General features: G+C 73.4%; 18 protein-coding genes and 1 pseudogene. 5 read left to right on the forward strand and 14 right to left on the reverse strand.

The genetic code is table 11. The annotated features are described in order from the left end of the window. Positions 1–114: 114 nt before the first annotated feature. The 10 genes and pseudogenes from nirD to ABZ948_RS09810 form a co-directional block, all read right to left on the reverse strand. Positions 115–465, reverse strand: a complete 351-nt coding sequence (gene nirD, locus ABZ948_RS09765) for a nitrite reductase small subunit NirD (protein ID WP_359758389.1) — start codon at positions 463–465, stop codon at positions 115–117. Further along, positions 462–3,068 carry a nitrite reductase large subunit NirB gene (gene nirB / locus ABZ948_RS09770; RefSeq protein WP_359758390.1) on the reverse strand — a complete coding sequence of 869 codons (2,607 nt, stop codon included), beginning with the start codon at positions 3,066–3,068 and terminating at the stop codon, positions 462–464. The genes nirD and nirB overlap by 4 nt, the downstream gene beginning before the upstream one ends. Continuing rightward, positions 3,068–4,285 (reverse strand): NAD(P)/FAD-dependent oxidoreductase, encoded by a 1,218-nt coding sequence (locus ABZ948_RS09775; protein WP_359758391.1) that lies wholly within the window; start codon positions 4,283–4,285, stop codon positions 3,068–3,070. Before ABZ948_RS09775 ends, nirB begins: the two co-directional genes overlap by 1 nt. 250 nt (positions 4,286–4,535) lie before the next feature. Beyond that, on the reverse strand, positions 4,536–6,902 hold the full coding sequence (locus tag ABZ948_RS09780) for an SAV_2336 N-terminal domain-related protein (RefSeq protein ID WP_359758392.1): 2,367 nt from the start codon (positions 6,900–6,902) through the stop codon (positions 4,536–4,538). Between the two features lie 4 nt (positions 6,903–6,906). Beyond that, the gene (locus ABZ948_RS09785; protein ID WP_359758393.1) at positions 6,907–7,977 is read right to left on the reverse strand and encodes an AAA family ATPase; all 1,071 of its coding nucleotides are present in this window, start codon (positions 7,975–7,977) and stop codon (positions 6,907–6,909) included. Beyond that, positions 7,974–10,004 (reverse strand): VMAP-C domain-containing protein, encoded by a 2,031-nt coding sequence (locus ABZ948_RS09790; protein WP_359758394.1) that lies wholly within the window; start codon positions 10,002–10,004, stop codon positions 7,974–7,976. Before ABZ948_RS09790 ends, ABZ948_RS09785 begins: the two co-directional genes overlap by 4 nt. Continuing rightward, positions 10,001–11,254 carry a hypothetical protein gene (locus ABZ948_RS09795; protein ID WP_359758395.1) on the reverse strand — a complete coding sequence of 418 codons (1,254 nt, stop codon included), beginning with the start codon at positions 11,252–11,254 and terminating at the stop codon, positions 10,001–10,003. Before ABZ948_RS09795 ends, ABZ948_RS09790 begins: the two co-directional genes overlap by 4 nt. Positions 11,255–11,331: 77 nt before the next feature. Beyond that, positions 11,332–11,868, reverse strand: coding sequence for a hypothetical protein (locus ABZ948_RS09800; protein WP_359758519.1), 537 nt, complete (start codon positions 11,866–11,868; stop codon positions 11,332–11,334). Between the two features lie 96 nt (positions 11,869–11,964). Then, positions 11,965–12,195, reverse strand: a pseudogene (locus tag ABZ948_RS09805) (winged helix-turn-helix domain-containing protein); the annotation flags it as partial. Between the two features lie 48 nt (positions 12,196–12,243). Next, positions 12,244–13,137 carry an NAD(P)-dependent oxidoreductase gene (locus ABZ948_RS09810; protein ID WP_359758396.1) on the reverse strand — a complete coding sequence of 298 codons (894 nt, stop codon included), beginning with the start codon at positions 13,135–13,137 and terminating at the stop codon, positions 12,244–12,246. Positions 13,138–13,242: 105 nt separating this feature from the next. Between ABZ948_RS09810 and ABZ948_RS09815 the strand changes: the two genes are divergently transcribed. Next, positions 13,243–13,635 carry a winged helix-turn-helix transcriptional regulator gene (locus tag ABZ948_RS09815; protein WP_359758397.1) on the forward strand — a complete coding sequence of 131 codons (393 nt, stop codon included), beginning with the start codon at positions 13,243–13,245 and terminating at the stop codon, positions 13,633–13,635. On the opposite strand, the gene ABZ948_RS09820 is transcribed toward ABZ948_RS09815, so the two are convergent. Next, positions 13,573–14,313 carry a class F sortase gene (locus ABZ948_RS09820; protein ID WP_359758398.1) on the reverse strand — a complete coding sequence of 247 codons (741 nt, stop codon included), beginning with the start codon at positions 14,311–14,313 and terminating at the stop codon, positions 13,573–13,575. The two genes, ABZ948_RS09815 and ABZ948_RS09820, sit on opposite strands and share 63 nt — an antisense overlap. Before the next feature lie 111 nt (positions 14,314–14,424). Further along, positions 14,425–14,946, reverse strand: a complete 522-nt coding sequence (locus ABZ948_RS09825) for a GVDTG sorting domain-containing protein (RefSeq protein WP_359758399.1) — start codon at positions 14,944–14,946, stop codon at positions 14,425–14,427. Between the two features lie 269 nt (positions 14,947–15,215). On the opposite strand from ABZ948_RS09825, the gene ABZ948_RS09830 reads away from it, so the two are divergent. Then, complete coding sequence (locus tag ABZ948_RS09830; protein ID WP_359758400.1) at positions 15,216–15,836, forward strand: NADPH-dependent FMN reductase; 621 nt, start codon at positions 15,216–15,218, stop codon at positions 15,834–15,836. Positions 15,837–16,090: 254 nt separating this feature from the next. On the opposite strand, the gene ABZ948_RS09835 is transcribed toward ABZ948_RS09830, so the two are convergent. Beyond that, positions 16,091–16,576 carry a gamma-glutamylcyclotransferase family protein gene (locus tag ABZ948_RS09835; RefSeq protein WP_359758401.1) on the reverse strand — a complete coding sequence of 162 codons (486 nt, stop codon included), beginning with the start codon at positions 16,574–16,576 and terminating at the stop codon, positions 16,091–16,093. Positions 16,577–16,714: 138 nt separating this feature from the next. Between ABZ948_RS09835 and ABZ948_RS09840 the strand changes: the two genes are divergently transcribed. Then, positions 16,715–18,361 (forward strand): M4 family metallopeptidase, encoded by a 1,647-nt coding sequence (locus tag ABZ948_RS09840; protein ID WP_359758402.1) that lies wholly within the window; start codon positions 16,715–16,717, stop codon positions 18,359–18,361. Here the strand turns inward: ABZ948_RS09840 and ABZ948_RS09845 are convergent. Further along, entirely contained in the window at positions 18,348–20,624 is a 2,277-nt protein-coding gene (locus ABZ948_RS09845; protein ID WP_359758403.1) for a molybdopterin oxidoreductase family protein, read from the reverse strand. The genes ABZ948_RS09840 and ABZ948_RS09845 overlap by 14 nt on opposite strands. Positions 20,625–21,043: 419 nt before the next feature. On the opposite strand from ABZ948_RS09845, the gene ABZ948_RS09850 reads away from it, so the two are divergent. Further along, a complete protein-coding gene (locus ABZ948_RS09850; RefSeq protein ID WP_359758404.1) occupies positions 21,044–22,564 on the forward strand; it encodes an amino acid adenylation domain-containing protein in 1,521 nt (506 codons plus the stop codon). Then, entirely contained in the window at positions 22,561–23,817 is a 1,257-nt protein-coding gene (locus ABZ948_RS09855; protein ID WP_359758405.1) for a ferredoxin reductase domain-containing protein, read from the forward strand. The genes ABZ948_RS09850 and ABZ948_RS09855 overlap by 4 nt, the downstream gene beginning before the upstream one ends. Positions 23,818–23,824: the final 7 nt, after the last annotated feature.

Consider the following 23,824-nt stretch of genomic DNA (forward strand, 5'->3'; position numbering starts at 1 on the left):
GCTTCACCGCCGCGGCCGCGATCTCGTCCAGCGTCGCCTGGACCGAGTCCTGCGCCCGGCCTCCATGGCCGGCGGGGATCCCGCGCGTGGTGGGTCGCTTCTGTGTCCGGACCGTCAGGCGGTGCGGACCTTGTACACCGTCACCTGTACCGTCTCGTCGTCCAGGCACTGCCCGGAGGCCAGGTCGAAGCGCTGCTTCAGCAGCGGGGAGGCCACGAACGGGCGGCCCTGGTGGGTGCCGGTCAGGCCGCGGGACAGGACCGCGGCACCGGTGAAGGGGTCGCGGTTGTCGACGGCGAACAGCTCGCCGGAACGGTCGCGGAAGATCGCCGCCTGGCGGCCGTCCGGCAGCAGTGCCGCCACCCCGCGGCCCGGGAGCAGCATGCTCAGGTCGCAGACGGTGAACCAGTCGCCGTCCAGGGCGAGCTGGACCTTCAGGTCGGTCGTCTCAGGTGCCAGGGTCATCGCTGGGCGCTTCCTTCCAGAACGTCGGCGGGTCGCATACCGATGGACAGCAGCGGCAGGTCGGGCTTCATCTGGTCGCGCTCGGGCACGAAGGCGACGACCGGGTCCGGAGTGTCCGGCGCGTTCACGAAGGACACGAACCGGGCGAGCTTCTCGGGGTCGTTGATGGTCTCGGACCACTCGTCGCGGTAGTGCGCGACATGGTCGGCCATCAGCTTCTCCAGCTCGTCGCAGATGCCGAGCGAGTCGTGGACGACGACGTCCCGCACGTGGTCCAGGCCGCCCGGGATCCGCTCCAGCCAGGTCGAGGTGCGCTCCAGGCGGTCGGCCGTACGGATGTAGAACATCAGGAACCGGTCGATCAGGCGCACCAGTTCGGCGTCGGACAGGTCCTGCGCGAGGAGGTCCGCGTGGCGCGGGGTGGCGCCGCCGTTGCCGCCGACGTAGAGGTTCCAGCCGTTGGCGGTGGCGATCACGCCGAAGTCCTTCGACTGGGCCTCGGCGCACTCGCGCTGGCAGCCGGAGACCGCCGACTTCAGCTTGTGCGGGGAGCGCAGGCCCCGGTAGCGCAGCTCCAGGTCGATCGCCATGCGCACCGAGTCCTGGACGCCGTAGCGGCACCAGGTCTGGCCGACGCAGGACTTCACCGTGCGCAGGGCCTTGCCGTAGGCGTGGCCGGACTCGAAGCCGGCGTCCACCAGCCGGGCCCAGATCAGCGGCAGCTGCTCGACGCGCGCGCCGAACATGTCGATCCGCTGACCACCGGTGATCTTCGTGTAGAGGCCGAAGTCGCGGGCGATCTCGCCGATCACGATCAGCTTCTCCGGGGCGATCTCGCCGCCGGGGATGCGGGGGACGACCGAGTACGAGCCGTTCTTCTGCAGGTTGGCCAGGAAGTGGTCGTTGGTGTCCTGCAGCGCGGCCTGCTCGCCGTCCAGGACGTAGCCGCTCGCGCCGATGGTCGGGGCGAGGGAGGCGATGATCGAGCCGACGGCCGGCTTGCAGATCTCGCAGCCGTCGCCGCCCCGGGCCCCCTCGCGGCCGTGGCGGTCCAGCAGCTCCTGGTAGGTGTTGATGCGCAGCGCGAGGACGATCTCGTACAGCTCCTCGCGGGTCTGCGAGAAGCAGCCGCACAGGCCCTTGTCGACCTCGACGCCGGACGCCTCCAGCTCGGCGTTGACGAGCTGGCCGAGGACCTTGACGCAGGAGCCGCAGGTCGTACCGGCCTTGGTGCACTTCTTCACCTCGGGCACGGTGGTGCACTGGTGATCGGTGACCGCGCCGCGGATCGTGCCCTTGGTGACGTTGTTGCAGGAGCAGATGATCGCGTCGTCCGGCAGCGCCGTCGGGCCGAGCTGGGCCGGGGCGCCGGCGCCGGCGGGCAGTACGAGCGACTCGGGCGAGACCGGCGGGACCGAGCCGGTGAACGCCTTCAGCGTGCCGTAGGCCTCCGCGTCGCCGACCAGGATGCCGCCGAGCAGCGTGCCGTCGCGGCCGATGACCAGCTTCTTGTACAGGCCCGCGCGGGAGTCGGAGTAGACGACGTCCAGGCAGTCCTCGGCGGTGCCGTGCGCGTCACCGAAGGACGCGACATCCACGCCGAGCAGCTTCAGCTTGGTGGACAGGTCGGCGCCGGTGAAGGCGGCCTCGTCGGCGGCGATCGTCGCGGCGGCCGTCTCGGCCTGCTCGTAACCGGGCGCGACCAGGCCGTAGACCCGGCCGTCCGCCGCCAGCGCGCACTCGCCGATCGCGAACACGTGCGGGTCGGAGACCGTGCGGCACTGCTCGTCGACGGTGATGCCGCCGCGCTCGCCGACCGTCAGGCCGCAGTCGCGGGCCAGCTGGTCGCGGGGGCGGACACCGGCGGAGAACACCACCATGTCGGTGGCGAGTTCGGAGCCGTCGGACAGCTTCATGCCGGTCACGGCGCCGTCCTCGCCGACGACGATCTCCTGCGTGCCGACGCCGGTGTGGACGCTCAGGCCCATGTCCTCGATGGTGCGCAGCAGGGCGGCGCCACCGCCCTCGTCGACCTGGACGGGCATCAGCCGGGGCGCGAACTCCACGATGTGCGCGTCGACTCCGAGGCCCTTCAGCGCGCCCGCGGCCTCCAGGCCGAGCAGGCCGCCGCCGACGACGGCACCCGTGGTGGCCTTGCTCTTCGCGTACGCCTCGATCGCGAGGAGGTCCTCGATCGTGCGGTAGACGAAGCAGCCCTCGGCGTCCTTGTTCGGCACCGGCGGCACGAACGGGTAGGAGCCGGTGGCCAGGACGAGGACGTCGTAGTCGAAGACCTCACCGGACCTGGCGGTGACCTTGCGGACCTCGCGGTCGACGGTGATCGCCGGGTCGCCGACCCGGAGCTCGATGCCGTGCTCCTCGATGAACGCCATGTCCGTCATGGACAGGTCCTCGGGCGTCTTGCCCGAGAAGTACGAGGTCAGCTGGACCCGGTCGTACGCCGGGCGCGGCTCCTCGCAGAGCACGACCACGCGGTGCGTGGCGGTCAGGCCGCGCTCGGCGAGCGCTTCGAGGAAGCGCTGGCCGACCATGCCATGGCCGACGAGCACGATCGTGGGGTTCGCCCCCGGGGTGGCCGTCATCAGGAGCCTCCATCATTGGTGAGCAGGTGGAGCAGCGGGCCGCCGTCGGAGGGGAGCGGCTCTGCTCCCTCCCAGGCGCGGGCGAGCGCGCCGACGGTGCCGAGTTCGCCGACGAGGACCCCGCCGACCAGGCGGTCGTCGCGGACGACGACCTTGCGGTAGGTACCGCGGGTGGCGTCGGCGAGCTGGACGACGTCGTCGCCCGGCAGCGCCTCGGTCTCGCCGAACGCGGCGAGGTCGAAGGGGCTGTCGTGCCCCGTGAGGGTGAGCCGGGTCAGGGACCGCGTGCCGGTGTACCGGGCGGTCGCGTCACCGGCCAGCAGCTCGGCGAGCGCGTCGGCCTGCTCCAGCGCGGGAGTGGCGAGACCGTAGAGGACGCCGTCGTGCTGGGCGCAGTCGCCGATCGCGTGGATGTACGGGTCGGAGGTGCGCAGTTCGTCGTCGACGACGATCCCCTTGCGGACCTCGAGTCCGGCGGCCTGCGCGAGTCCCACCCGGGGGTGGACACCGCAGGCGACCACGACGAGATCGGCGTCGAGCGCGTACCCGTCGGCCATCTCCACCGAGCGGACGGCACCGCCGACGCAGCGCACGTCCCGCACGCGGCACTCGGTGTGCACCTCCACGCCCAGGTCGGTCAGGTGCCGGTGGACGAGCCCGGAGGCGCCCGGGTCGAGCTGGCGTTCCATCAGCCGCTCGGACTGCTGGGCGAGCACGACCTGGGCGCCGCGCAGGGCGAGCGCCCGGGCCGCGGAGACACCGAGGAGCCCACCGCCGATGACGACGGCCTTCGCGCCCGGCCGGACCGCCTTGGACAGGCCCAGGCAGTCGTCCATGGTGCGGAACGCGTGGACGCCCTCGGGCAGTTCGTGGTCCTCGGTGAACAGCCCGCGCAGCGGCGGCAGGACGGGGTTGGAGCCGGTCGCGAGCACGAGCCGGTCGTATGCGATCACGGAACCGTCCGCGCACGTGACGGTCCGCTCCGCCCGGTCGATGCCGGTGACCCGGCCGCGCCGCAGCTCGGCGGGCGCGGGCAGGGCGATCACCTCGGGGCTGTAACGTCCGGCCAGCACTTCGGCGAGCAGCACCCGGTTGTACGGCCGGTGCTCCTCCTCGCCGATCAGCGACGCGGGCGTGCCGAGCTCACCGAGCCGCCGGGCGAGCCGTACGCCCGCGAGGCCGGTGCCGATCACCACCACACGCTCATTCGAGGTCATGTCCTTGAGCGTGCGGTGCCGGTGTTACCCGGCAGCATCACCTCTGTTTCCCACGCGGAACGCTGCCCTCAGCGGGGGCGAGGGGTGGGTGTGAGGGTTCCTGGTGGGAGGCACCGGCGGGCTGTGAGGAGGCCCCGCACAGGGCTCCGATCATGCCCGGCATATCGCTGACCATGATCGTCCGGCTCTGCCTCGCGGCCCCCGCGACCGGCCCGGCGACCCGTCGCTAGATCCTCTTCGTCCGGGTCGCCTAGTCCGCACCGAGCAGGTTCCACCAGGAGTCGAACCAGGACCGGGTCTCCGCGACCCGGTCCTCGGGCAGCAGGCGCAGCGGGTGGGGATCCGGCCCGGGGACGTGGAAGTAGGACGTGAGGGCGGTCCGGTCGTTGATCAGGTACACCTCCGTGGGGGGCGGGGACGTGGACGTGCGGAGCTCGAACTCCACCGCGCCCCGCTCGCGGTTCGGCGCGTCCTCCAGCAGGCGCCGCAGCTCCTCGACGTCACGGCCGTCCCCGTCGCCGCCCATGCGCAGCACCCGTACGCGGATCGAGGCAGGCGTCACCGCACCCTGGTCGACCCTCGACAGCTGTGGCCTCAGCGCCGCCAGCAGTGCCGTGGCGCCGGCGACGACCGCGTCGATCCTGACGTCGCGGGCCTCGAACGCGTCCCGGAGGGCCTCGCCCAGCCCGGCGTCCCGGGCCTGGCCGGGTTCGTCCGGTACCTCGACGGGACGCGGGCCCGGGACGATGACAGTGGCACCGCTGCCCTGCCGGGACTCCACCAGTCCCATGGCCTCCAGTTCCCGGATGGCTCGCTGCACGGTTCCGCGTGACACACCGAACCGTTCGGCCAGCCGGAATTGCGAGGGGAGCCTGCTCCCCTCCGGGTGGACGCCGGAGAGGATCTCTTCCCGCAGCACGGCGGCCACGGCCAGGTACGCGGGACGCGGCGGGGAGTCGTCGTCCGTGCCGGGAGCCGCCGTGTGGGCGAAGGGGAGGGCGTCGGAGGCGATCGTGCGGGTCCCGGCCCCGGCGGACGCGCGCCGGACCGCCGGGAAGTCGCTGCCCGTGGGGAGCCCGTCCAGGTAGGCGGACACCTCGCGGTGGACGAGTGCCCGCACCGAGGTGATCTCCTGCCGGAGCCGGCTGCCCTGGAGCGTGTCGCGGACTCCCGGGAGGAAACGGAACTCCAGGTGCGCCGGGTCGGCCCGGTGGTACGCCTCCCACGGTTCCAGCAGCCCGCCCAGCGCGACCTCGGCGAGGTGCCCGTGGTCCGAACCGGGGAGCATGGCGCGTCGGACGAGGTTCATCACCGGGAGCGTGAGCGGCACGGCCGACAGGTATCCCGCCAGCTCCCTGGCGGCCGGGGAGGCGCTCTCCTCGAACCAGCGCACGGCACGCAGCGCGGCCTGGTCCGCGTCGTCGGTTCGGGCGGCCCTCGCGTCCCGCGGCCGGAGCCGAGGTTCCTCGCCGGTCTGGCCCGCAGACCGGTCCGCGTCGAGCGGGAGGCACGGCAGGCGGTGCCGGCGCCCGCTGCCGGAGACCAGCGAGGCGAGGACGGACAGGGCCCGTGGAGACATGTCGACCACCGGCAGGGCGACCCTCGGGGCGGCCGGCGCACCCGTGGGCCGCCACGTCCGGCCGGCATGCGGCACGGCCGGGCTCCAGGAGGCGGTGGGGGAGGCCGGACCGGTGGCGCGCAGCAGACAGGGGACCGGCTGGACGGCACACCGGCCCCACAGACGCCGGGGCAGGACGTTCAGCAGCGCCACGGCTCGATGCGCGCACCACTGGCCGACGACCCCGCGCAACTCCGGCCGGAGCCAGGCGTCGGACACCGTGTCGGTGACGAGCAGGACCAGGCCGTGGCCTCGGCCGGCGGTGACCTCCCGGGGGCGGCGGGGCTCACCGCCGGGCCTGGTGGACACGGTGATCCGCGCGCCCGGCCCCCTGCTGCCGGAGACGTTCAGGAACCACATCCGCACCGTGCGGAAGAGGCCGGTCTGTGTGAGGAGCGTGCGCAGTTCGGCGATCACGTCGTGCCACAGCAGCATCGAGCGGTGCGTGTCGACGACCAGGGTCAGATCGAGCCAGTGGTCCCGGGCCGGGCGCAGCACCGGCAGCAGCACGCGGTGGTCGACGCTGGCCGACACCGTCGGCTCCTCGTCCAGCTCCATCCGGTTGCCGGGGACGCGGCGACGGCCCAGGGGGCGGAGCGCACGCATCACGGCGAGCGGATCGTCCAGGGAAGAGGCCCGGCGGACCCGGACCGGCGTGCCGCGCTCCGGCTGCGGACCGGGCGACTGCGGCGCACCGGGCGCGTCGCGCGGGTCAGGAGGCCGGGGGCCGGCTGCGGACCTTCCCGGGCCGGGTCCGGGGGAGGTGAACAGGGCGGCGCCCGTGGGCGGGTCGGCGGGAGGTTCCGGCAGGGACGGCCCGGCGGGGCGGGGCGCCGGGGCACCGTCCGTCCGACCGGTCGCGGAGCTCTCGGGGCGGCCGTGCGCCGGGTCTGTGTCCGGTTGCGCCATGCACCGGGCCAGCCACAGGATGTCGGCGAGTTCCTCGGCGCCCGCCTCCGCTCCCGCGTCCGCGATGGCCCGGCGCAACCGGTCGATCACGGCGTCACTGACGGGGGTTGCCGGTCAGCTGCTGCATCGCGATGTCCAGCAGCCTTCCGGAGTCGGCGGGATCGGACCAGGCTCCGCTCAGGCGCAGTTGGATGGCGTTGAGCAACTGGTCCGTCGCGAGGTCGCCGTCGGCCTGCCGGTCGAGGAACTCCTGGATCAGCTCGCGGCAGGGTTCCTCGGTGGGTGACACGTTGAGCCGTCGGCGGACGATCTCTTCCAGTTTCTCCTTCTCGGGCGGCTCGATGTGCAGCCGGATGCACCGGCGCAGGAACGGCGGCGGGAAGTCGCGTTCGCCGTTGCTGGTCAGGATGACGACCGGGAAGGTCCCGCACTGCACCTGACCGCGCTCCACCCGCACCTGCGGGGCCGGGTCGTCCTGTGTGCCGATGCGTACCCGGGGGTGATGCGCGGCGGCCCGGGCCAGTTCGGGGATCTCGAAGGAGCCCTCCTCGAAGACGGTCAGCAGATCGCCGGGGAGGTCGAGGTCGCCCTTGTCGATCTCGTCGACGAGCAGCACGCGGGGCTGTTCCTGGGGCAGGAGCGCGGTGCCCAGGGGGCCGAGCCGCAGATAGGGGGCGATCGACGCCGCACCGGAGGAGGCCCGCCCGGTCCGCCGGGAACGTGCCGCCCGCAGGCTCGACGGGCCGCGCGGCTCGGCCGCCAGCCGGCGCAGGTTGGCGTCGTGCAGCCGCCCGAGGGCGTCGTACTGGTAGAGGCCGTCCCGTACGGCGGTCCGGCTGCTGACCGGCCAGCGCAGTACGGGCCCCAGGCCGAGGTCGGCGGCGACGCTGTACGCCAGCGTGGACTTGCCGACCCCCGGCTTGCCGGTGACGAGCAGCGGGCGGCGGAGGTACAGGGCGGTGTTGACGACGTCGGTCGCTGAGTCGTCCGGGACGTAGCCGAGTCCGCGCCGCCGGGTCTCCTCCCAGGCGGCCCCGCTCGTGGGCGGCCGGTAGTCGGGGTCCTGGGTGCCGGTGAAGCGGCGCCAGGGCGGCAGGCTGTCGCTCAGCCGCTCCAGCCGTTCCGCGCGCGATCCCGGGCCTTGGTAGATCCACCAGTGCTTCACTGCGCCTCCGTCCTGGGCGATGTCCTGTGCGGCGGGTCCACTTCCAGTCGCTGGAGCAGGGGTCTTCGGTTCGGGTCGTCCCACAGGAGCGCCAGGGGATGACTCCGGCCCTCCTCCGTGGCCGAGGCGCCGGCCTGGATGCGCAGCTTCAGCAGGGTCCTCGGCAGCCTCCGCAGGTCGAGGCTCCGGCCCCCGGGGGATGCCAGTCCGGTGGCCAGGTCGCCGGTGCCGGCAGGGCCTTTCGGCGGTCCGCTCCGGTGCCACAGGGCTATCGGGACGCCCGAGGCGACCACGGCGCCCAGCGCCTCCGGGAGCCGCTCGCGGTCGACCTGCACCAGGACCCCCACCGGGAAATCGGCGAAACGCAGGAACGCGGCCAGGTTGGGAGGCATCCCGTCCTCGGTGATGAGCCAGATCGGGTGGCAGGCGTCGAGCGTGGGCGACTCCCACTGGCCTTCGCCGTGCGCCTCGAACGACCGCCACTTGTCTCGCCACTTGGCTGCGGAATCATCTCTCGCGTCGGGGCAGCGCACGACGACCTCGTACAGCTGGCCCACCTCCTGGGGCAGCCCGCCCTGCCCGAAGGGCATCGACCATGTCTCGAACTCCTCGTCGAGCAGCTCCACCGGGATGTGGAACTCGACCCGCCCCGTGCCCTTGGCGCTGTCCTTCGCGGCGACGGCGCCGATGCGTGCGCCGAGTTGGCTCCGGGCGTCGGACAGCGCGACGGGGTCCGGGGACTCCCACTCGAACGAGAACGTCCTCCGGTAGAGCCAGACGCGTACGAAGTACCGGCCCTTCTCGTCGGCCTCGGCGAGTTGCACGTGTACCTGCGCCGGCTCCGCCGGGCGTTCCGGCGCGGCGGCCACGGGCCGGGCGCCGATCCGCTCCCGGGTGCGGTCGACCCAGTCGTCCAGCCGGGCACCCCACTCACGGTCCTCGGCGTGAGCGGCCAGGTACCGGACGAACGGCAGGGTGAGCGGCTTGCCCGGCCTGCCCTGCCGGTCGTCGAGGTCGCGGACGAACTCCGTCAGGCTCCCGGCGGGCGTGGCCTCCTGCGGGGGAGCGGCGCAGCCGCAGACCTCGAAGGCCCACCGGTAGGCGTCGTGGACACAAGGGGGTGCCTCACGGCCCCGCGTCAGGGCGGCGAGGTCGTTCCAGGCCTTCTGGTCCAGCAGGGGCGCCGTGCCCGAACTGTCGGTCCAGTCGCCGCCGTAGGCCTCGAAGTCGCCCCATCCGCGGATCAGGTAGGACGGTCTCTGCCAGGCTTTCTGCCGGGCGCACAGCACGTCGAAATCCGCCTGGAGCCCGCGCGTCACGTCGGGCAGGGCGCGGACGCCCTGCCCGACCGTCATGCCGTTCAGGGCGTCCAGCAGCTTGTCGGTGAACAGGCCTGCCCGGCGTTCCTCCTCGTTCCTGGCGGCCTCGCCGGGCCGGGCGGCGTAGAGGACGAACTGGCCGCGGCCGTCGGCGCGATCGCCCCCGCCGTAGTCGACGCTCCAGAAGTTGAGGCGGGGCGAGCGACGGCGGTCCACGCGGCAGGCGTCGGTCATGGCGATCTGGTGCCGGAAGCGCCTGCGGTCCACGCCGGTCGATCCCCACCAGCGCAGCGCCGCCTCCAGGTTGAGGTGGACGGTGTGCGGGCCGGTGGCGTCGGCGTACGGCAGCAGGAGGTGCCCGTCGTCGTGGAAGCCGTGTCCCGCCCAGTAGATCCACAGCAGGTCGCCGTCGCGCGAGGGGAGGTCGTGGAACAGGGCCCGCTTGATGTTCTGCTCGGTCGCCGGCTGGTGGCTCGGCAGGCCCCGGCCGCAGGCCAGGTCGGTGTCGGGCAGCGGTGAGAGGAACAGGCGCAGGTTGGCGGGCGGTACCCGGCCGGAGCCGGTGAGCCACGCGGCGAAGCGCTGGGCGTCGCGGGCCGCACCGGGCAGCCGCCAGCCGTCGTCGACCGTGTAGGACTCCACCCCCACCACCAGGGCGTAGGTCCGTTCGGCGGCGACGTCGGGCAGGTCGTCGGCGCGGTGGCTCACTCGGCGGCCCCCGGCTCCGGCCTGCCGGAGGCCGGGAGCGCTTCGGCGATGCGCTCGTACAGCGCCTCGATCTTCCAGTAGGCGCCGTGGGACAGCGGAAACGGCTGACGGCTGGTCACCTCGTGGTCGCTCACCCGCGCGTCGTCGGGGAACACCGGCGCGGCCCGGAACGCGAGCAGGTCCTGCCGGTCGTAGATGTTCAGCCACCGCGGGAAGCCCGGTGGGAGGCCGGCACCGGGCGGCAGTCCGGTGAGGGCGCCGCACTCGTGCAGGAAGGGCGCCTGCGATCCGACCGTGACGAGCAGCCGCACGTCGGACAACGGCGCCTGCCGTATCGCCGCCATCGCGAGCAGGTCCACCAGCGCGATCCCACCGAGGCTGTGGCCGATCAGGACGGCCGGTCCCGTGCCGGACCTGATCACGCCTTCCAGGTGGTCCCGCAGCGGCCCGCCCCGCGCCTGGTAGCGCAGGATGTCGCCGAGCGCGGGTGCCGAACCGTCGGTGAGGGGTGCCCGCCAGTGGTTCAGCGCCGGCTGGGTCAGGATCCGCAGGGCCAGGGTGCCGAGCAGGGCCGTGGCCCGCCCGCCGGGCGCCCGTACGGTTCCGCCCAGGAGTCCGCCGAACAGGTCCGCCAGCCGGTCCCGTTCGGCGCCCGTGCACATGGCCTCGTCCTCCGCGGCGGCGAGCAGACCGGCCGTCACGGCCCGGGCGGCGGCAGCGGCCACCTCACGCGCGTCGACGGGATCCCGGGCGCGGACGCAGGCCTCGGCGAGCTCCGTCGAGCCCGCGACGCGGTGCAGCACCGGGCCGTAGTGTCCGGTGACCCCCAAGGAGTCGAGCAGGACGGGCAGTTCACCCGTCGTCGGGCGATGTGCCGCGAGGTCGGCGAGGCGCCGGGCGACCGTCTCACCGGGGGACCGCACCCCCGGCATGCCGTAGTCCTCGCCGCCGGACGCCGCCGCCAGCACCCGCAGTTCGCACAAGGGGTCGGCCAGCAGCAGCGACCACAGGGCGACCTCCTGCTCCAGCGGCCCGGCCGCCGGGACGTCGTCGAGCACTCCCCGCGTCACCCGCTCGGCGGGGACCGATCTCAGCCCGCCGGTCACCGTCACGCCGAAGTCCCCTCCCCAGTAGCAGGGGACCGGGTCGGCGTCGGGGAGGTGGTCGCGCAGAGAGCGGGCGACCTGGTCGAACGTCGCGTCGAAGCGCTTCTGCCGGACGCCCGTGCCGTGCACGAAAAGGACCCGCAAACCCGTTCCCCCCTCGGTCCCTCCCTCTGCGGGCTACGACCATAGCGCGGCACGGGCAGCCGGAAATCGGTCTTGCGTCAGCCCGTCCTGGACGGCTCCGCGTTCGCCCACGCGTGCTCGTACCACCGCTGGGCGCTGTCCACGACGGCGACGCTCTCGGGGTCGGGGCGCTCGCCGGCCACGGAGTGGTGGTGGAGGGGCGAGCCCAGACCGAGGATGTCGTGGACCTCGATCTCGTCGGAGGAGTCGAGGACCACCCGGCGCCGTATGACCTCGTAGTAGCCCGTGAGGACGTCGGTGGTGTTCAGCAGGTAGAGCTTCTGCAGGGGAGCGACCGGGGTCTCCGCCGTCTCGAACCGCACGTTCGGCACCAGCCCCTCCGTCCGGAGGCCATGGAGGGAGGCCCGGATGGAGGCCGTGGTCCTGGCCGCCACCTGCCGCAGCCGGTCGAGTGCCCTGCGGTCTTCGGGTTCCCCCACGGTCGTGAGCAATCGGAGATCACTGCCGACTCGGGCCAGCAGCAGCCGCACGCTGATCGACTCGGGCCGGATCTTCCCCATCCGGACCCTCTCGGCGGACAGCCGCAGGTGCGGGTCGAGCGTCTCACCTGTCAAGGAGAAGGCGTCGATGGTGACGGCCGGTGACTCGAAGGCTGCCTGGACAAGGTCGCCCAGGGGCGCACCGGTTCGGCTCGGCCGCCGCATGACACGGACTCCGCTGCCCTGCCGAAACTCGACAAGCCCTTGGACGCTCAGCTCCCTCAGCGCACGCTGCACCGTGTCGCGCGACGCCCCGAATTCCTCGGCCAACGCACGTTGGGTCGGAAGCACCGCCCCGGGCGGGAGAGTGCCGTCGGAGATCCGCTCCACCAGGACACGCACGACGCGGTCGACCTCCGGGCTCGCGCCCGCCCGCCCACTTTCCTCGTCCAAGGAGCCCACCTAGCTGTCTCTGGCCAGCGGGGAAAACGGACTATACGCCCGCCGACCTCAGTGCGTCCCCTCCATCAGCAGCTCGATCATCCCCGTCCCGTCCTCGTCCCCGTGCCCCTGTGCCACCCGCCTCTTCATCAGCTCCAGGTACGGCGTCAGCAGCTCGGGGCTCACCTGCTGTTCCTCGGCCGTGCGCAGGAACGTGGGGATGCCCGCCGCCTGCATCGCGAGGTTGGAGACGACGTCCTTGGTGTAGTCGCCGCTCTCCAGCTGGTCGGCGGTCTGGTGGACGGCCGGGGCCATCGCGGTCAGCCAGTCGGCGAGCAGCGGGGCGAAGTCCTTCGGGGCGATGTCCTCCCGGCGGATCAGGGCGAAGGCGTGCAGCATGCCCGCGAACATGCCGTTCATCGCGCTCAGCAGGGCCACGTCGTGCAGCGCGGCGAAGCCGGGGTCGGACCCGACGTAGCGCGTGCCGGCCGGGACGGCGAGGGTGTCGCGGTGCTCCTCGAACGCCTCGGGGGAGCCGCTGTAGAAGACGTAGCCGCCGGAGTCCGGGACCCCGATCATCGGCGGTACGGCCATGATCCCGCCGTCCAGGAAACGCGCCCCGCGCGCTTCGGCCCAGGCGGCGCGGGCCCGGCCCTCGGCAGGGGTGCCGGTGGTGAGGTTCACCAGGTCCCGCCCCGTGAGGTCGGCCCCGTCGAGGGCCTCGTCCACGGAGGCGTCGTCGAGCAGGCAGGCGATCACCAGCCGGTGCGCGGCCACCGCCTCGGCGGCGGTCCGGGCGACGGTGGCGCCGTCGGCGGCGAGGGCCTCGGCGCGGGAGGGGGTGCGGTTCCAGACGGTCACCTCGTGACCGGCGGCGAGCCAGGCGCGGGCGAGGGCCGTGCCCATGGCGCCGGCGCCGAGAAGGGTGAGAGGGGTGCGGGAGGCAACTGCGTTGTCGGTCATGGCGTTTAGGCTCGTCGTAGGGGAACGGCCTGCTCAAGTACGTACTTCGAAGTGGGTGGTTACCCCGGGGGAAGGGTGCAGGCAGCGGCAGGGGAGGTCTGGGGCATGGGGACGAGGGAACGGCGGCCGGGCGGATACGTCTGCGGGATCGACGCGGCCATGGACGTGATCGGCGGCAAGTGGAAGGTGCTCATCCTGTGGGCGCTGCACGAGCGGCCCTGCCGCTTCGGCGAGCTGCGCCGGGAGCTGCCGGGCGTCACCGAGAAGGTGCTCGCCTCGCACCTGCGGGAGATGGAGGCCGACGGCCTGGTGCACCGCGAGGCGTACGACGAGGTGCCGCCGCGCGTGGAGTACTCGCTGACGCCCCGGGGCCACTCGCTGAACGCGGCCCTGGAGCCGCTGGGCGCGTGGGGGAGGGACAACGTCCTGGGCGGGTCACCGGCTGCCGGTCAGGTGCGCGAAGACGACGACGTTCCCCTGGTAACCGGTGCCGCGTGAGTAGCCGCCCCCGCAGGTGATGACGCGCAGCTCGGGGCGGTGGGCGGCGCCGTAGACCTTCTCGTCGGGGAAGTCCTTCGCGGCGTACACCTCGACGGCGTCCACGGTGAACACCGCGACGCTGCCGTCCCGCCGGTCCACCTCGATCGTGCTGCCCTTGGCCAGGGCGCCGAGGGCGTAGAAGACGGCGGGTCCCTCGGCGTTGTCGACGTGGCCGGCGACGATCGCGGTGCCCTTCTCGCCCGGGGTGGTGCCGGCCTCGTACCAGCCGGCGAGGTTCTTGCGCGCGGCCGGCGGCACGTCGAGGCTGCCGGTCCTCGTCAGGCCGAGCCCGGTCAGGGGCGCGTTCACCCGGATCGCCGGGATGCGGATGCGGTCGGGCGGCGAGGGCGGCAGCGCGGCCACGACGGCCTGCTCGCGGGCCCGCCCGTCGTGACCGGTTCGCCCGTCCAGCCCGCCTCGACCGTCGTGGCCTTCCCGCCCTCCCCTCCGATCCAGCCCGTCCTGCCCGTCCTGTCCGGCCCGGGCCTGCGCGGCGGACGGCTGTGGCGGGGCGTGCGTCTCTGCGCCGTTGCGCAGCAGCCACGCCCCGGAGCACAGGGCGAACACCGTGACGGCCGCCATGGCCGCGTTCGCGGGGTTGCGGACGCCGCTGCCGTACCTGGGGAACCTGCGCATACCCACCCTTTCCTGATCTCCGCCCCGTGCCCCCCTCCGGGCCGCGAGGGGCGTCGGACCCGGAGGGGGAGGGGACATGCGGTACCGGCGACGGACAGCGGAGGGTGTCCGTCAGATCCCGTCGCCTCTCGCCCGGCGATGCAGGAGCCAGGTACCGCCCGCGGCGGCGACGGCGAGGGCCGCCACACCGGCCGCGGTCTGCACGGGATCGGGGCCCAGAGCGCCACCGACCCCCGTCTTCACACTCCCCCGGGGATGCACCTGCTCGCGCCCGGATCCCAGCGTGACCACCAGGTCACCGGTCACCCGCCGGCCGCTCCCGGTGCACGTCGCGGTGATCTCGTACGTCCCCGGCTGCGCGCTCGGCGGCACCCGGAACCTGCCGGTCGCGTCCTGCTCGTGCGGCCCCGGCGCCAGGCCGAGGGAACCGGCTCCGACCGCGCTGGCGTCACCCGTCGCCGTGCCGCCGGCGCCGCAGGCCGCCGTGCGCACCGCGACCTGCCCGCCCGGCACCACCGAGGACGGGGACACCTCCAGGTCGCCGGCGGGCGCGCCGTACGCGGGGGTGGCGGCGAGAGCCGCGGCGGCGACGGCGAGCGCGGTAGCGGTCAGCGGCCGGGCGGGACGTCGCATCGGTGCTCCTTCGCGCTGGTCGGTCGTGCACCTGCCCTTCCGAGGTAACGGGCAGCCGGGCGGCCGCGCTTTCTGAGACGTCGTCAGAATTGGGGTGAATGGGTGTCAGGAGCGGCGGGCCCGACGACCCGTCAGGGGCGTTTCGCCAGGTCACGGCCTATGCGGCGGACGGGGCGCGGAAATCTGCGGAAGGAGCGTGTGAACGGGTGACCCCGTTCCGCGCGGCCGGGCTTGACCTGAAGCAAGGTTGAGGTACGAGTCTGTGCGGCATGAACACAGCCGCCACCACCACGCCCGCGCGCCGACAGCCCTCGGCCGACCGCCCCCTCCACGTCACCCTCGTCGTCGGCAGCAACCGCCACGGCCGCTTCGGGCCCGTCGTCGCCGACTGGCTGCTGGACCGTCTCCGAAGCCGGGACGACCTGGTCGCCGAGGTCGTGGACGTCGCCGGGACCGAGCTGCCGATGTCCTTCGAACGGACCCCCGAGGCGACCGCCGCGCTGGCCGGCATCACCCCGAAGCTCGCCCGCGCGGACGCCTTCGTGGTCCTCACCCCCGAGTACAACCACTCCTTCCCGGCGGGCCTGAAGAACCTCGTCGACTGGCACTTCACCGAGTGGCGGGCCAAGCCCGTCGCCCTCGTCTCCTACGGCGGACTGTCCGGCGGCCTGCGCGCCGTGGAGCAGCTCCGGCAGGTCTTCGCGGAACTCCACGCCGTGACGATCCGCGACACCGTCTCCTTCCACAACGCCGGCGCGTCCTTCGACGACCAGGGCACCCTGCGCGACCCGAGCGGCCCGGACGCCGCGGCCAAGACCATGCTGGACCAACTGGTGTGGTGGGGCAGGGCATTGAGCGAGGCCAGGGCGAGGCGCCCGTACGCGGACTGACCCGGCCACGGGAACGCTCGACAGGGGCGCGGTGACAGGGACTGGGACCGGCGCGAAGCGCCGTCACAGGGGCGCGGGGAACTGCGCGAGCAACCACATCGGACCCGCGGCCGTCGTACGACCCGCAGTCCCCGTACGGCCCGCGAAAGGCGCTTCGCGTACAAGCGCCGCCTCCGGCAACGCCGAGTAAGGGGCGCGGGGAACTGCGCGAGCAACCACATCGGACCCGCGGCCACCGTACGACCGCAACCGCCCTACCGCTCGCGCGGAACCCCCCGCCCCCGTGGAACCCCACGCCCCCGTGGAACCCCCTGTCCCCGCGGAGCGCCCCGCCCCCACCACTCCCCACCCTCGATGCGCCGCCCGGCATCCCGCAACCTCGCCGCCACCCCGGCCCCCGCCACATAGACCCACGCCCGGACAGCCACCCCGTCCGCCTCCCGGAGTACCTTCCGCTCCACCCTCACATACAGGCTCCGCGGATCCCCCGGCACGTACTCCTCCAGCCGGTCCAACTCCGCGAGCAGCGCCCCGTACGACTCCGGCCGCGCGGTCACCAGCTCCCCGCTCACCCCGCCGCCACCCGGCTCCTCCACCGCGTACGGATAGCCCGGCCCGTCGTACAGCACCGCGTCCGCGAGCCGCCCCGGCTCCTCGGAGAGGGTGCGGCCGCGCAGGAAGAGGTCGTGGTTGACCTCGCCGGGGCGAAGCGTGCCGTAGACGAAGAAAGGCAGGGTCACAGGAACGATTCTGCACCCTCACACACCTCCACAGCGGGGCTATGGACATGCCAGGGCCCCCCGACTTGACTCGCGGTCAACATCAACGCCGCCCCCGGTCGACCCCACGCGACCGGGTGCGCCCGTATGAGGAGACCGATGAGTCGGATACGTCATGTCCGCGGTTCCCGTCTCGCCACCGCCGGTGCCGCCGTCACCGGCACCGCCGCCCTGCTGGCCGCCGCGCTCTCCCCGACCGCCGGCGCGGCCGAGAGGCCGACCAGGGCCGAAGCGATCGAGGACGCCGAGACGGTCCTCGCCGACCGGGCCGCGGAACTGGGCCTCACCTCCGCGCAGGAGACGAAGGTCCGGGACGTCATCGTCGACCAGGACGGCACCCGGCACGTCCGCTACGACCGCACCTACCGCCGACTCCCCGTCCTCGGCGGCGATTTCGTACTCCACCTGAACCCGGACGGCAGCTACCGCGGCACCGACCGGGCGACGAGGTCCGCGCTCTCCCTCACGGGCGTCACCCCGAAGGTGTCCGCCCCCAGGGCCGCCGACCTCGCGGCGGGCCTGCTGCGCGCCGCGCACCTCGGCGAGACCCTGAAGAAGCTGACCGCCAAGCCGCGCCTGGTCGTCGACGCCCTGCACGGCGCCCCGAAGCTGGCCTGGCAGACCGACGCGGTGGCGCACGACGAACTCGGCAACCCGGTCGGGCGCACGGTCCTGACCGACGCGACGACCGGCGACCGGATCGACGTCTGGGACACCTTGGAGTCGGCGTCGGGCGACGGCGAGTCCCTCTACGGCGGCACGGTCCCGCTGGAGACGACGAAGTCGGGCGCGACGTACCAGCTCAAGGACGCGACGCGTGGCGGCACCTACACCGGAGACGCCGAGAACAAGACGGACCAGTGCCTGCTGACCATCTGTCTGACCCGCGCCCCGGCGACGCTCTTCAAGGACGCCGACAACCACTGGGGCACGGGCGGGTCCACCGACCGTGCCACGGTGGCGGTGGACGCCCAGTACGGCACGGACGTGACCTGGGACTACTACAAGAAGGTCCACGGCCGCAGCGGCATCGCCGGCGACGGCAAGGGCTCGTACAACCGTGTCCACTACGGCAAGGACTACAACAACGCCTTCTGGGACGACACCTGCTTCTGCATGACGTACGGCGACGGCGACGGCGAGAAGCTCGGCCCGCTGGTGTCGCTGGACGTGGCCGGGCACGAGATGTCCCACGGCGTGACGTCCAAGACGGCGGCGCTGACGTACTCGGGCGAGCCCGGCGGGCTGAACGAGGCCACGTCGGACATCTTCGGCACGCTGGTGGAGTTCTACGCGGACAACGCGAAGGACCCGGGTGACTGGCTCATCGGCGAGAAGGTCGTCCGCTCCGGCCTCGGGCGGGAGGCCCTGCGCTTCATGGACAAGCCGTCCAGGGACGGCGAGTCGGCCGACTGCTGGAGCAAGGAGGTGGCCGACCTCGACGTGCACTACTCCTCGGGCGTCGGCAACCACTTCGCGTATCTGCTCGCGGAGGGCAGCGGCAAGAAGACGATCAACGGCGTCGTCCACTCCTCGCCGACCTGCGACGGCTCCACCGTCCAGGGCATCGGCCGGGCCAAGCTCGGCAAGATCTGGTACCGCGCGCTGACGGTCCACATGACGTCCTCGACGGACTACGCGGGAGCCCGCACGGCGACCCTGGACGCGGCGAAGGACCTCTACGGCGCCGACAGCACCGAGCACAAGGCGGTGGCCGCGGCCTGGAACGCGGTCAACGTGCGCTGACCGCTTCCCGCTCGACCGATCCCGCCCCGACCGATCCCGCCCCGACCGATCCCTCCACGGCCGATCCCTCCGCGACCGATCCCTCTCCGGTCGATCCCTCCTCGGCCGCCTCGCGCTCGACCGCTTCCAGCCGCACCGCGCACGCCTTGAACTCCGGCATGCGGGACGTCGGGTCGAGCGCGGGGTTGGTGAGGGAGTTGGCGCGGCCCTCGCCCGGCCAGTGGAACGGCATGAAGACGGTGTCGGGCCGGATGGCGTTCGTGATCCTCGCGGGCGCCACGGCCCGGCCCCGCCGGGACACCACGGCGACCGGGTCGCCCTCGGCCGCGCCGAGCCGGGCCGCCAGCCGCGGGTGGATCTCCACGAACGGCCCGGGCGCGGCGGCGTTCAGCTCCGCCACGCGCCGGGTCTGCGCACCGGACTGGTACTGCGCGACGACCCGCCCGGTGGTGAGCAGCACGGGGTACTCGTCGTCCGGTTCCTCGGCGGTCGCGCGGTGCGAGACGGGCACGAAGTGGGCCCGTCCGTCGGGCGTGGCGAAACGGTCGAGGAAGAGGCGGGGCGTGCCCGGGTGCGCGGTGGGTGTCTCCCGGGCGGGGTCGTCGGGCAGCGGCGTGTCGAGCAGGGCGTCCTCGCCCTCCTCCACCGTCTCCTGCGCGGCCGGGCAGGGCCAGAACACCCCGTTCTCCTCCGCGAGCCTGCCGTACGTGATCCCCGAGTAGTCCGCGGGCCCGCCCGCGCTCGCCCGGCGGAGTTCCTCGAAGACCTCCTCCGGGTCCGTCGGGAAGCCCTTCTCCACGCCCAGGCGGGCGGCCAGCTCGTGCATGACCTCCAGGTCGCTGCGGACGCCCTCGGGCGGGGTGATCGCCCGGCGGCGGAGCAGGACCCTGCCCTCCAGGTTGGTCGTCGTGCCGGTCTCCTCGGCCCACTGGGTGACCGGCAGGACCACGTCCGCGAGCGCCGCCGTCTCGGACAGCACCACGTCGCACACCGCCAGGAAGTCCAGCGACCTGATGCGCTCCTCGACGTGCGCGGCCCGCGGCGCCGACACGACCGGGTTGGACGCCATCAGCAGCAGCGACCTGATGTCCGTGCCCAGCGCGTCCAGCAGCTCGTACGCGCTTCGCCCCGGCCCGGGCAGGCTGTCCGGGTCGACGCCCCACACCTCGGCGACGTGTCGTCGCGCCGCAGGGTCGTTGAGCTTGCGGTAGCCCGGCAACTGGTCGGCCTTCTGGCCGTGTTCACGCCCGCCCTGCCCGTTGCCCTGCCCGGTCAGGCAGCCGTAGCCCGACAGCGGGCGGCCCGCCCGGCCGGTCGCCAGGCACAGGTTGATCCACGCGCCCACCGTGTCCGTGCCCTTGGACTGCTGCTCGGGCCCGCGCGCGGTCAGCACCATCGCCGACTCCGGCTCGCAGAACAGCCTTACGGTCTCGCGCAGTTGGGGAACGGAAACCCCCGTGATCCGCTCCACGTACTCCGGCCAGTGCGCCATCGCGGCGGCCCGGGCGTCCTCCCAGCCGGCCGTGCGCTCGCGGACGTACTCCTCGTCCACCCGCCCCTCGGCGATGACGAGGTGCAGCAGGCCCAGGGCGAGCGCCAGGTCCGTGCCCGGCCGCGGCGCCAGGTGCAGGTCCGCCTGCTCGGCCGTCCTCGTGCGGCGCGGGTCGATGACGATCAGCGTGCCGCCGTTCTCCTTCAGCTCGGTGAAGAAACGCAGCGACGGCGGCATGGTCTCCGCCAGGTTCGAGCCGACGAGGATCACGCAGCCGCTCTTCGGGATGTCCTCCAGCGGGAACGGCAGCCCCCGGTCCAGTCCGAACGCCTTGATGCCGGCGGCGGCGGCCGACGACATGCAGAACCGGCCGTTGTAGTCGATCTGGGACGTGCCGAGCACGACCCGCGCGAACTTGCCGAGCGTGTACGCCTTCTCGTTGGTCAGCCCGCCCCCGCCGAACACGCCGACCGCGTCCGGCCCGTGCTCGGCGCGCGTGCGGCGCAGCCCCGCAGCGATCCGGTCGAGGGCCTCGTCCCAGGAGGCGGGCACCAGCGTGCCGCCCGCGTCGCGCACCAGCGGCGAGGTCAGCCGGACGTTCCGCGCGAGCACCGCCGGCGCCGTACGGCCCTTGCCGCACAGCGCGCCCCGGTTCACGGGGAAGTCCGCGCGCTCGCTCACCTCGACGGTCCCGTCCGGCGTGGGCGTCAGGTTCATCCCGCACTGCAGGGCGCAGTACGGGCAGTGCGTGGGCGTGGCGGTGTTCTGCATGCCGTCCAGCGTGCTTCGGCCGTGTTACGCCCGGGACGGTTCCCTGTTACGCGGCCGGGACGGGGACCTCCCCGCCGCCGGCCCGCCCTCGTGAGGGCACAGGTCCGTCTCCGTGAAGGGCACAGGACCGCCCCTGTGAGGGCACAGGCCTGCCCACCTTCACGTCGCCGCCGACCGGCACCGACGTTGCCTCTGTGACGGAAAACGTCACAGGTGGCTCATTGCGTTCCTTTCTTGGCCGATCCGGCCTAGTTGAGTGTTGAAGCAGCAGGGCTACGCTCTCGCTACGCGCAGCGCTCGCACGACTCCGCACGGCGTTCGACACCCGGGCATGCCCGCCGTTCATCCGGCTGCATCCACGCGCGGCCACGCCGCCTGTGGCAATCCGACCCTCGAAACAGCCAGGAGGCCACCCGACCATGCCTCTGCGCCACCTCACCCCCAAGGACCGGCACCTCTTCCGGCAGTTCGGCCGGGGTCCCGCCGTCCCCGTCCCCGACCCGCTCCTGCACCACGCCATCGCCCGGCGCGCGGCGGCCGCCCCGCACGCCGTGGCCGCCGAACACCAGGGCGCGCACCTGACCTACGGCGAGCTCGACCGGTACGCCGACGCCCTCGCCGCCCGACTGGTCCGCGAGGGCGTACGGCCCGGCGACCACGTCGGCCTCTTCGTCCGCCGCTCGCTGCCGATGCTCGTCGGCCTGCTCGGCATCCTGAAGGCCGGCGCCGCCTACGTCCCGCAGGACGTCGGCCTCGCGCCCCCGGCCCAGCTCACCCACGTCATTCGCACCGCCCGCACCCGCGTCGTCCTCACCACCGCCGAACACGCCCACCGCGTACCGCTGCCGGACGGCCACCTGCTCCTCCCTCTCGACGAACCGCAGCCCCCCGCCCCGGACCCGCGCCCGCGCGTCACCGGCGACCACGGCTGCTACGTCCTGTTCACCTCCGGCACCACCGGCCGCCCCAACGGCGTGCAGGTCACCCACCGCAACGTCGCCAACATCCTGCTCACCGCGCCGGGCGACCTCGGCATCCGCCCCGGCGACCGGGTCGCCCAGCTCCTCAACATCGCCTTCGACATGGCGGCCTGGGAGATCCTCGGCTGCCTCGCCCACGGCGGCACCCTCGTCATCCGCGGCCGCGACATCGCCGCGGCGGCCCGCACGGCGGACGTGCTCGTCGCCACGCCGACCGTGCTGTCCGGCCTCGACCCCGCCGCCTGCCCGCGGGTGCGCACGGTCGCCGTCGCGGGGGAGCCCTGCCCGCGCCCGCTGGCCGACCGGTGGGCCCGGCAGGCCGCCTTCCACAACTGCTGCGGCCCGACGGAGACGACCATCGTCAACACGATGGGACGCCACGACCCGTCCGCCCCGCTGCTCACCATCGGCCGCCCCACCCCCAACAACACCGTCTACGTCCTCGACGCCGACCGCCGCCCCCTCCCCATCGGCGAGGTGGGCGAGATGTGGGCGGGCGGCGACTGCGTCTCCGCGGGTTACCTCGGCGACGACGCCCTCAACGCCGAGCGCTACGCCCCCGACCCGTTCCTCGGCGGCGGCCGCCGCATGTTCCGCACGAGGGACCTCGGCCGCTGGACCCCCGACGGGCAGCTCGAACACCTCGGCCGCACCGACGACCAGGTCAAAGTGCGCGGCTTCCGGGTCGAGCTGGACTCCGTCTCCTCGGTGCTGGAGTCGGCCGCCGGCTGCACCCGCGCGGTCACCCTGCGGCGCGACGCCCGCACCCTGGTGTCCTTCGTCTGCCCGGCGGACGTCGACCCGGACGCGGCCCGGCGCGCCGTGGCGGACGCCCTGCCGTACTACTGCGTGCCGGAGCGGGTCCTGCCGCTGGCCTTCCTGCCGGAGACCGACCGCGGCAAGGTCGACAAGCAGGCGCTGCTGCGGATGCTCGACGAGTCCCTGGCGGTGGCCCGATGACCACGTCCCCGCCCCGGGCCCGCCAGGACACCGGCGGCCTCCCGCCGCTGCTCCCGGCCGCGCGCCGCGCGCTCAAGCACCCCGCCCTGATGCACTACAACCGCCTCGCCGCCCTGGTCCTGCTGGCCAACGCGGCCTTCGCGGTGGCCTGCCGGCCCCTGGCGACGCCCACCCTCGGGCACGCCGCCCTCGCCAACCTCGCCCTGGCCGTCCTGATACGCCAGCAGTACGTCATCAACCTGCTCTTCCGGCTGGCGACCGCGGCCCCGACGACCTGGCCGCTGAAGGTCCGCTGGACGCTCGGCAAGGTCTACCACTTCGGCGGACTGCACGTGGGCGGGGCGCTGGCGGGCACGGCCTGGTTCCTGGCGCTGACGATCAGCACCCCGGACGGCGCCCTCAGGGCCGTCGGCTGGAGCCTGCTGGCGCTCCTCGCGCTCGTCATCGCCACCGCCCTGCCGCCCTTCCGGGCCCGCCACCACGACCGGTTCGAGCGGATCCACCGCTTCGGCGGCTGGGCGGCCCTCACCCTGTTCTGGACGCACACGCTGCTGGCGTCGCCCGGCCCCTGGCAGGTCGGCGTGCTCGCGGTCGTCACCTTCAGCGTCGCCCTGCCCTGGCTGCGGCTGCGCAAGGTCGACGTGCGCCTCGAACGCCCCTCCCCGCACGTGGTGCTGGCCCGCTTCGACCACGGCGAGACCCCCTTCGCCGGCTCGTCCACCGCGATCAGCCGCAGCCCGCTGAAGGAGTGGCACTCGTTCGCCAACGTCCCCGCGCCCGGCGAGTCCGGCTTCCGGCTCACCATCTCCCGGGCGGGCGACTGGACGGGCTCGTTCATCGACGACCTGCCCGAGCGGGTCTGGGTGAAGGGCATCACCACGGCCGGCGTCGCCAACATCGAGGTGCTGTTCCGCAAGGTGGTCTACGTCGCGACCGGCAGCGGCATCGGCCCCTGCCTGCCCCACCTGCTCGCCGCCGAGGTCCCCTCCCGCCTGGTCTGGGCGACCCGCGACCCCCGGGCCACCTACGGCGACGCCCTCGTGGACGAGATCCTCGCCGTCCAGCCGCACGCCCTGGTCTGGGACACCTCCCGGCACGGCAAGCCCGACATGGTGCGCCTCGCCCACGAGGCCTACCGGGACTTCGGCGCCGAGGCGGTCATCTGCATCTCCAACAAGAGACTGACCTGGCAGGTGGTCCACGGCCTGGAGCGGCGGGGGATTCCGGCGTACGGCGCGATCTGGGACTCATGACCGGCGT

Origin of the sequence: Streptomyces olindensis, assembly GCF_040645895.1 — a bacterium.
Taxonomy (GTDB): Bacteria; Actinomycetota; Actinomycetes; order Streptomycetales; family Streptomycetaceae; genus Streptomyces; species Streptomyces olindensis.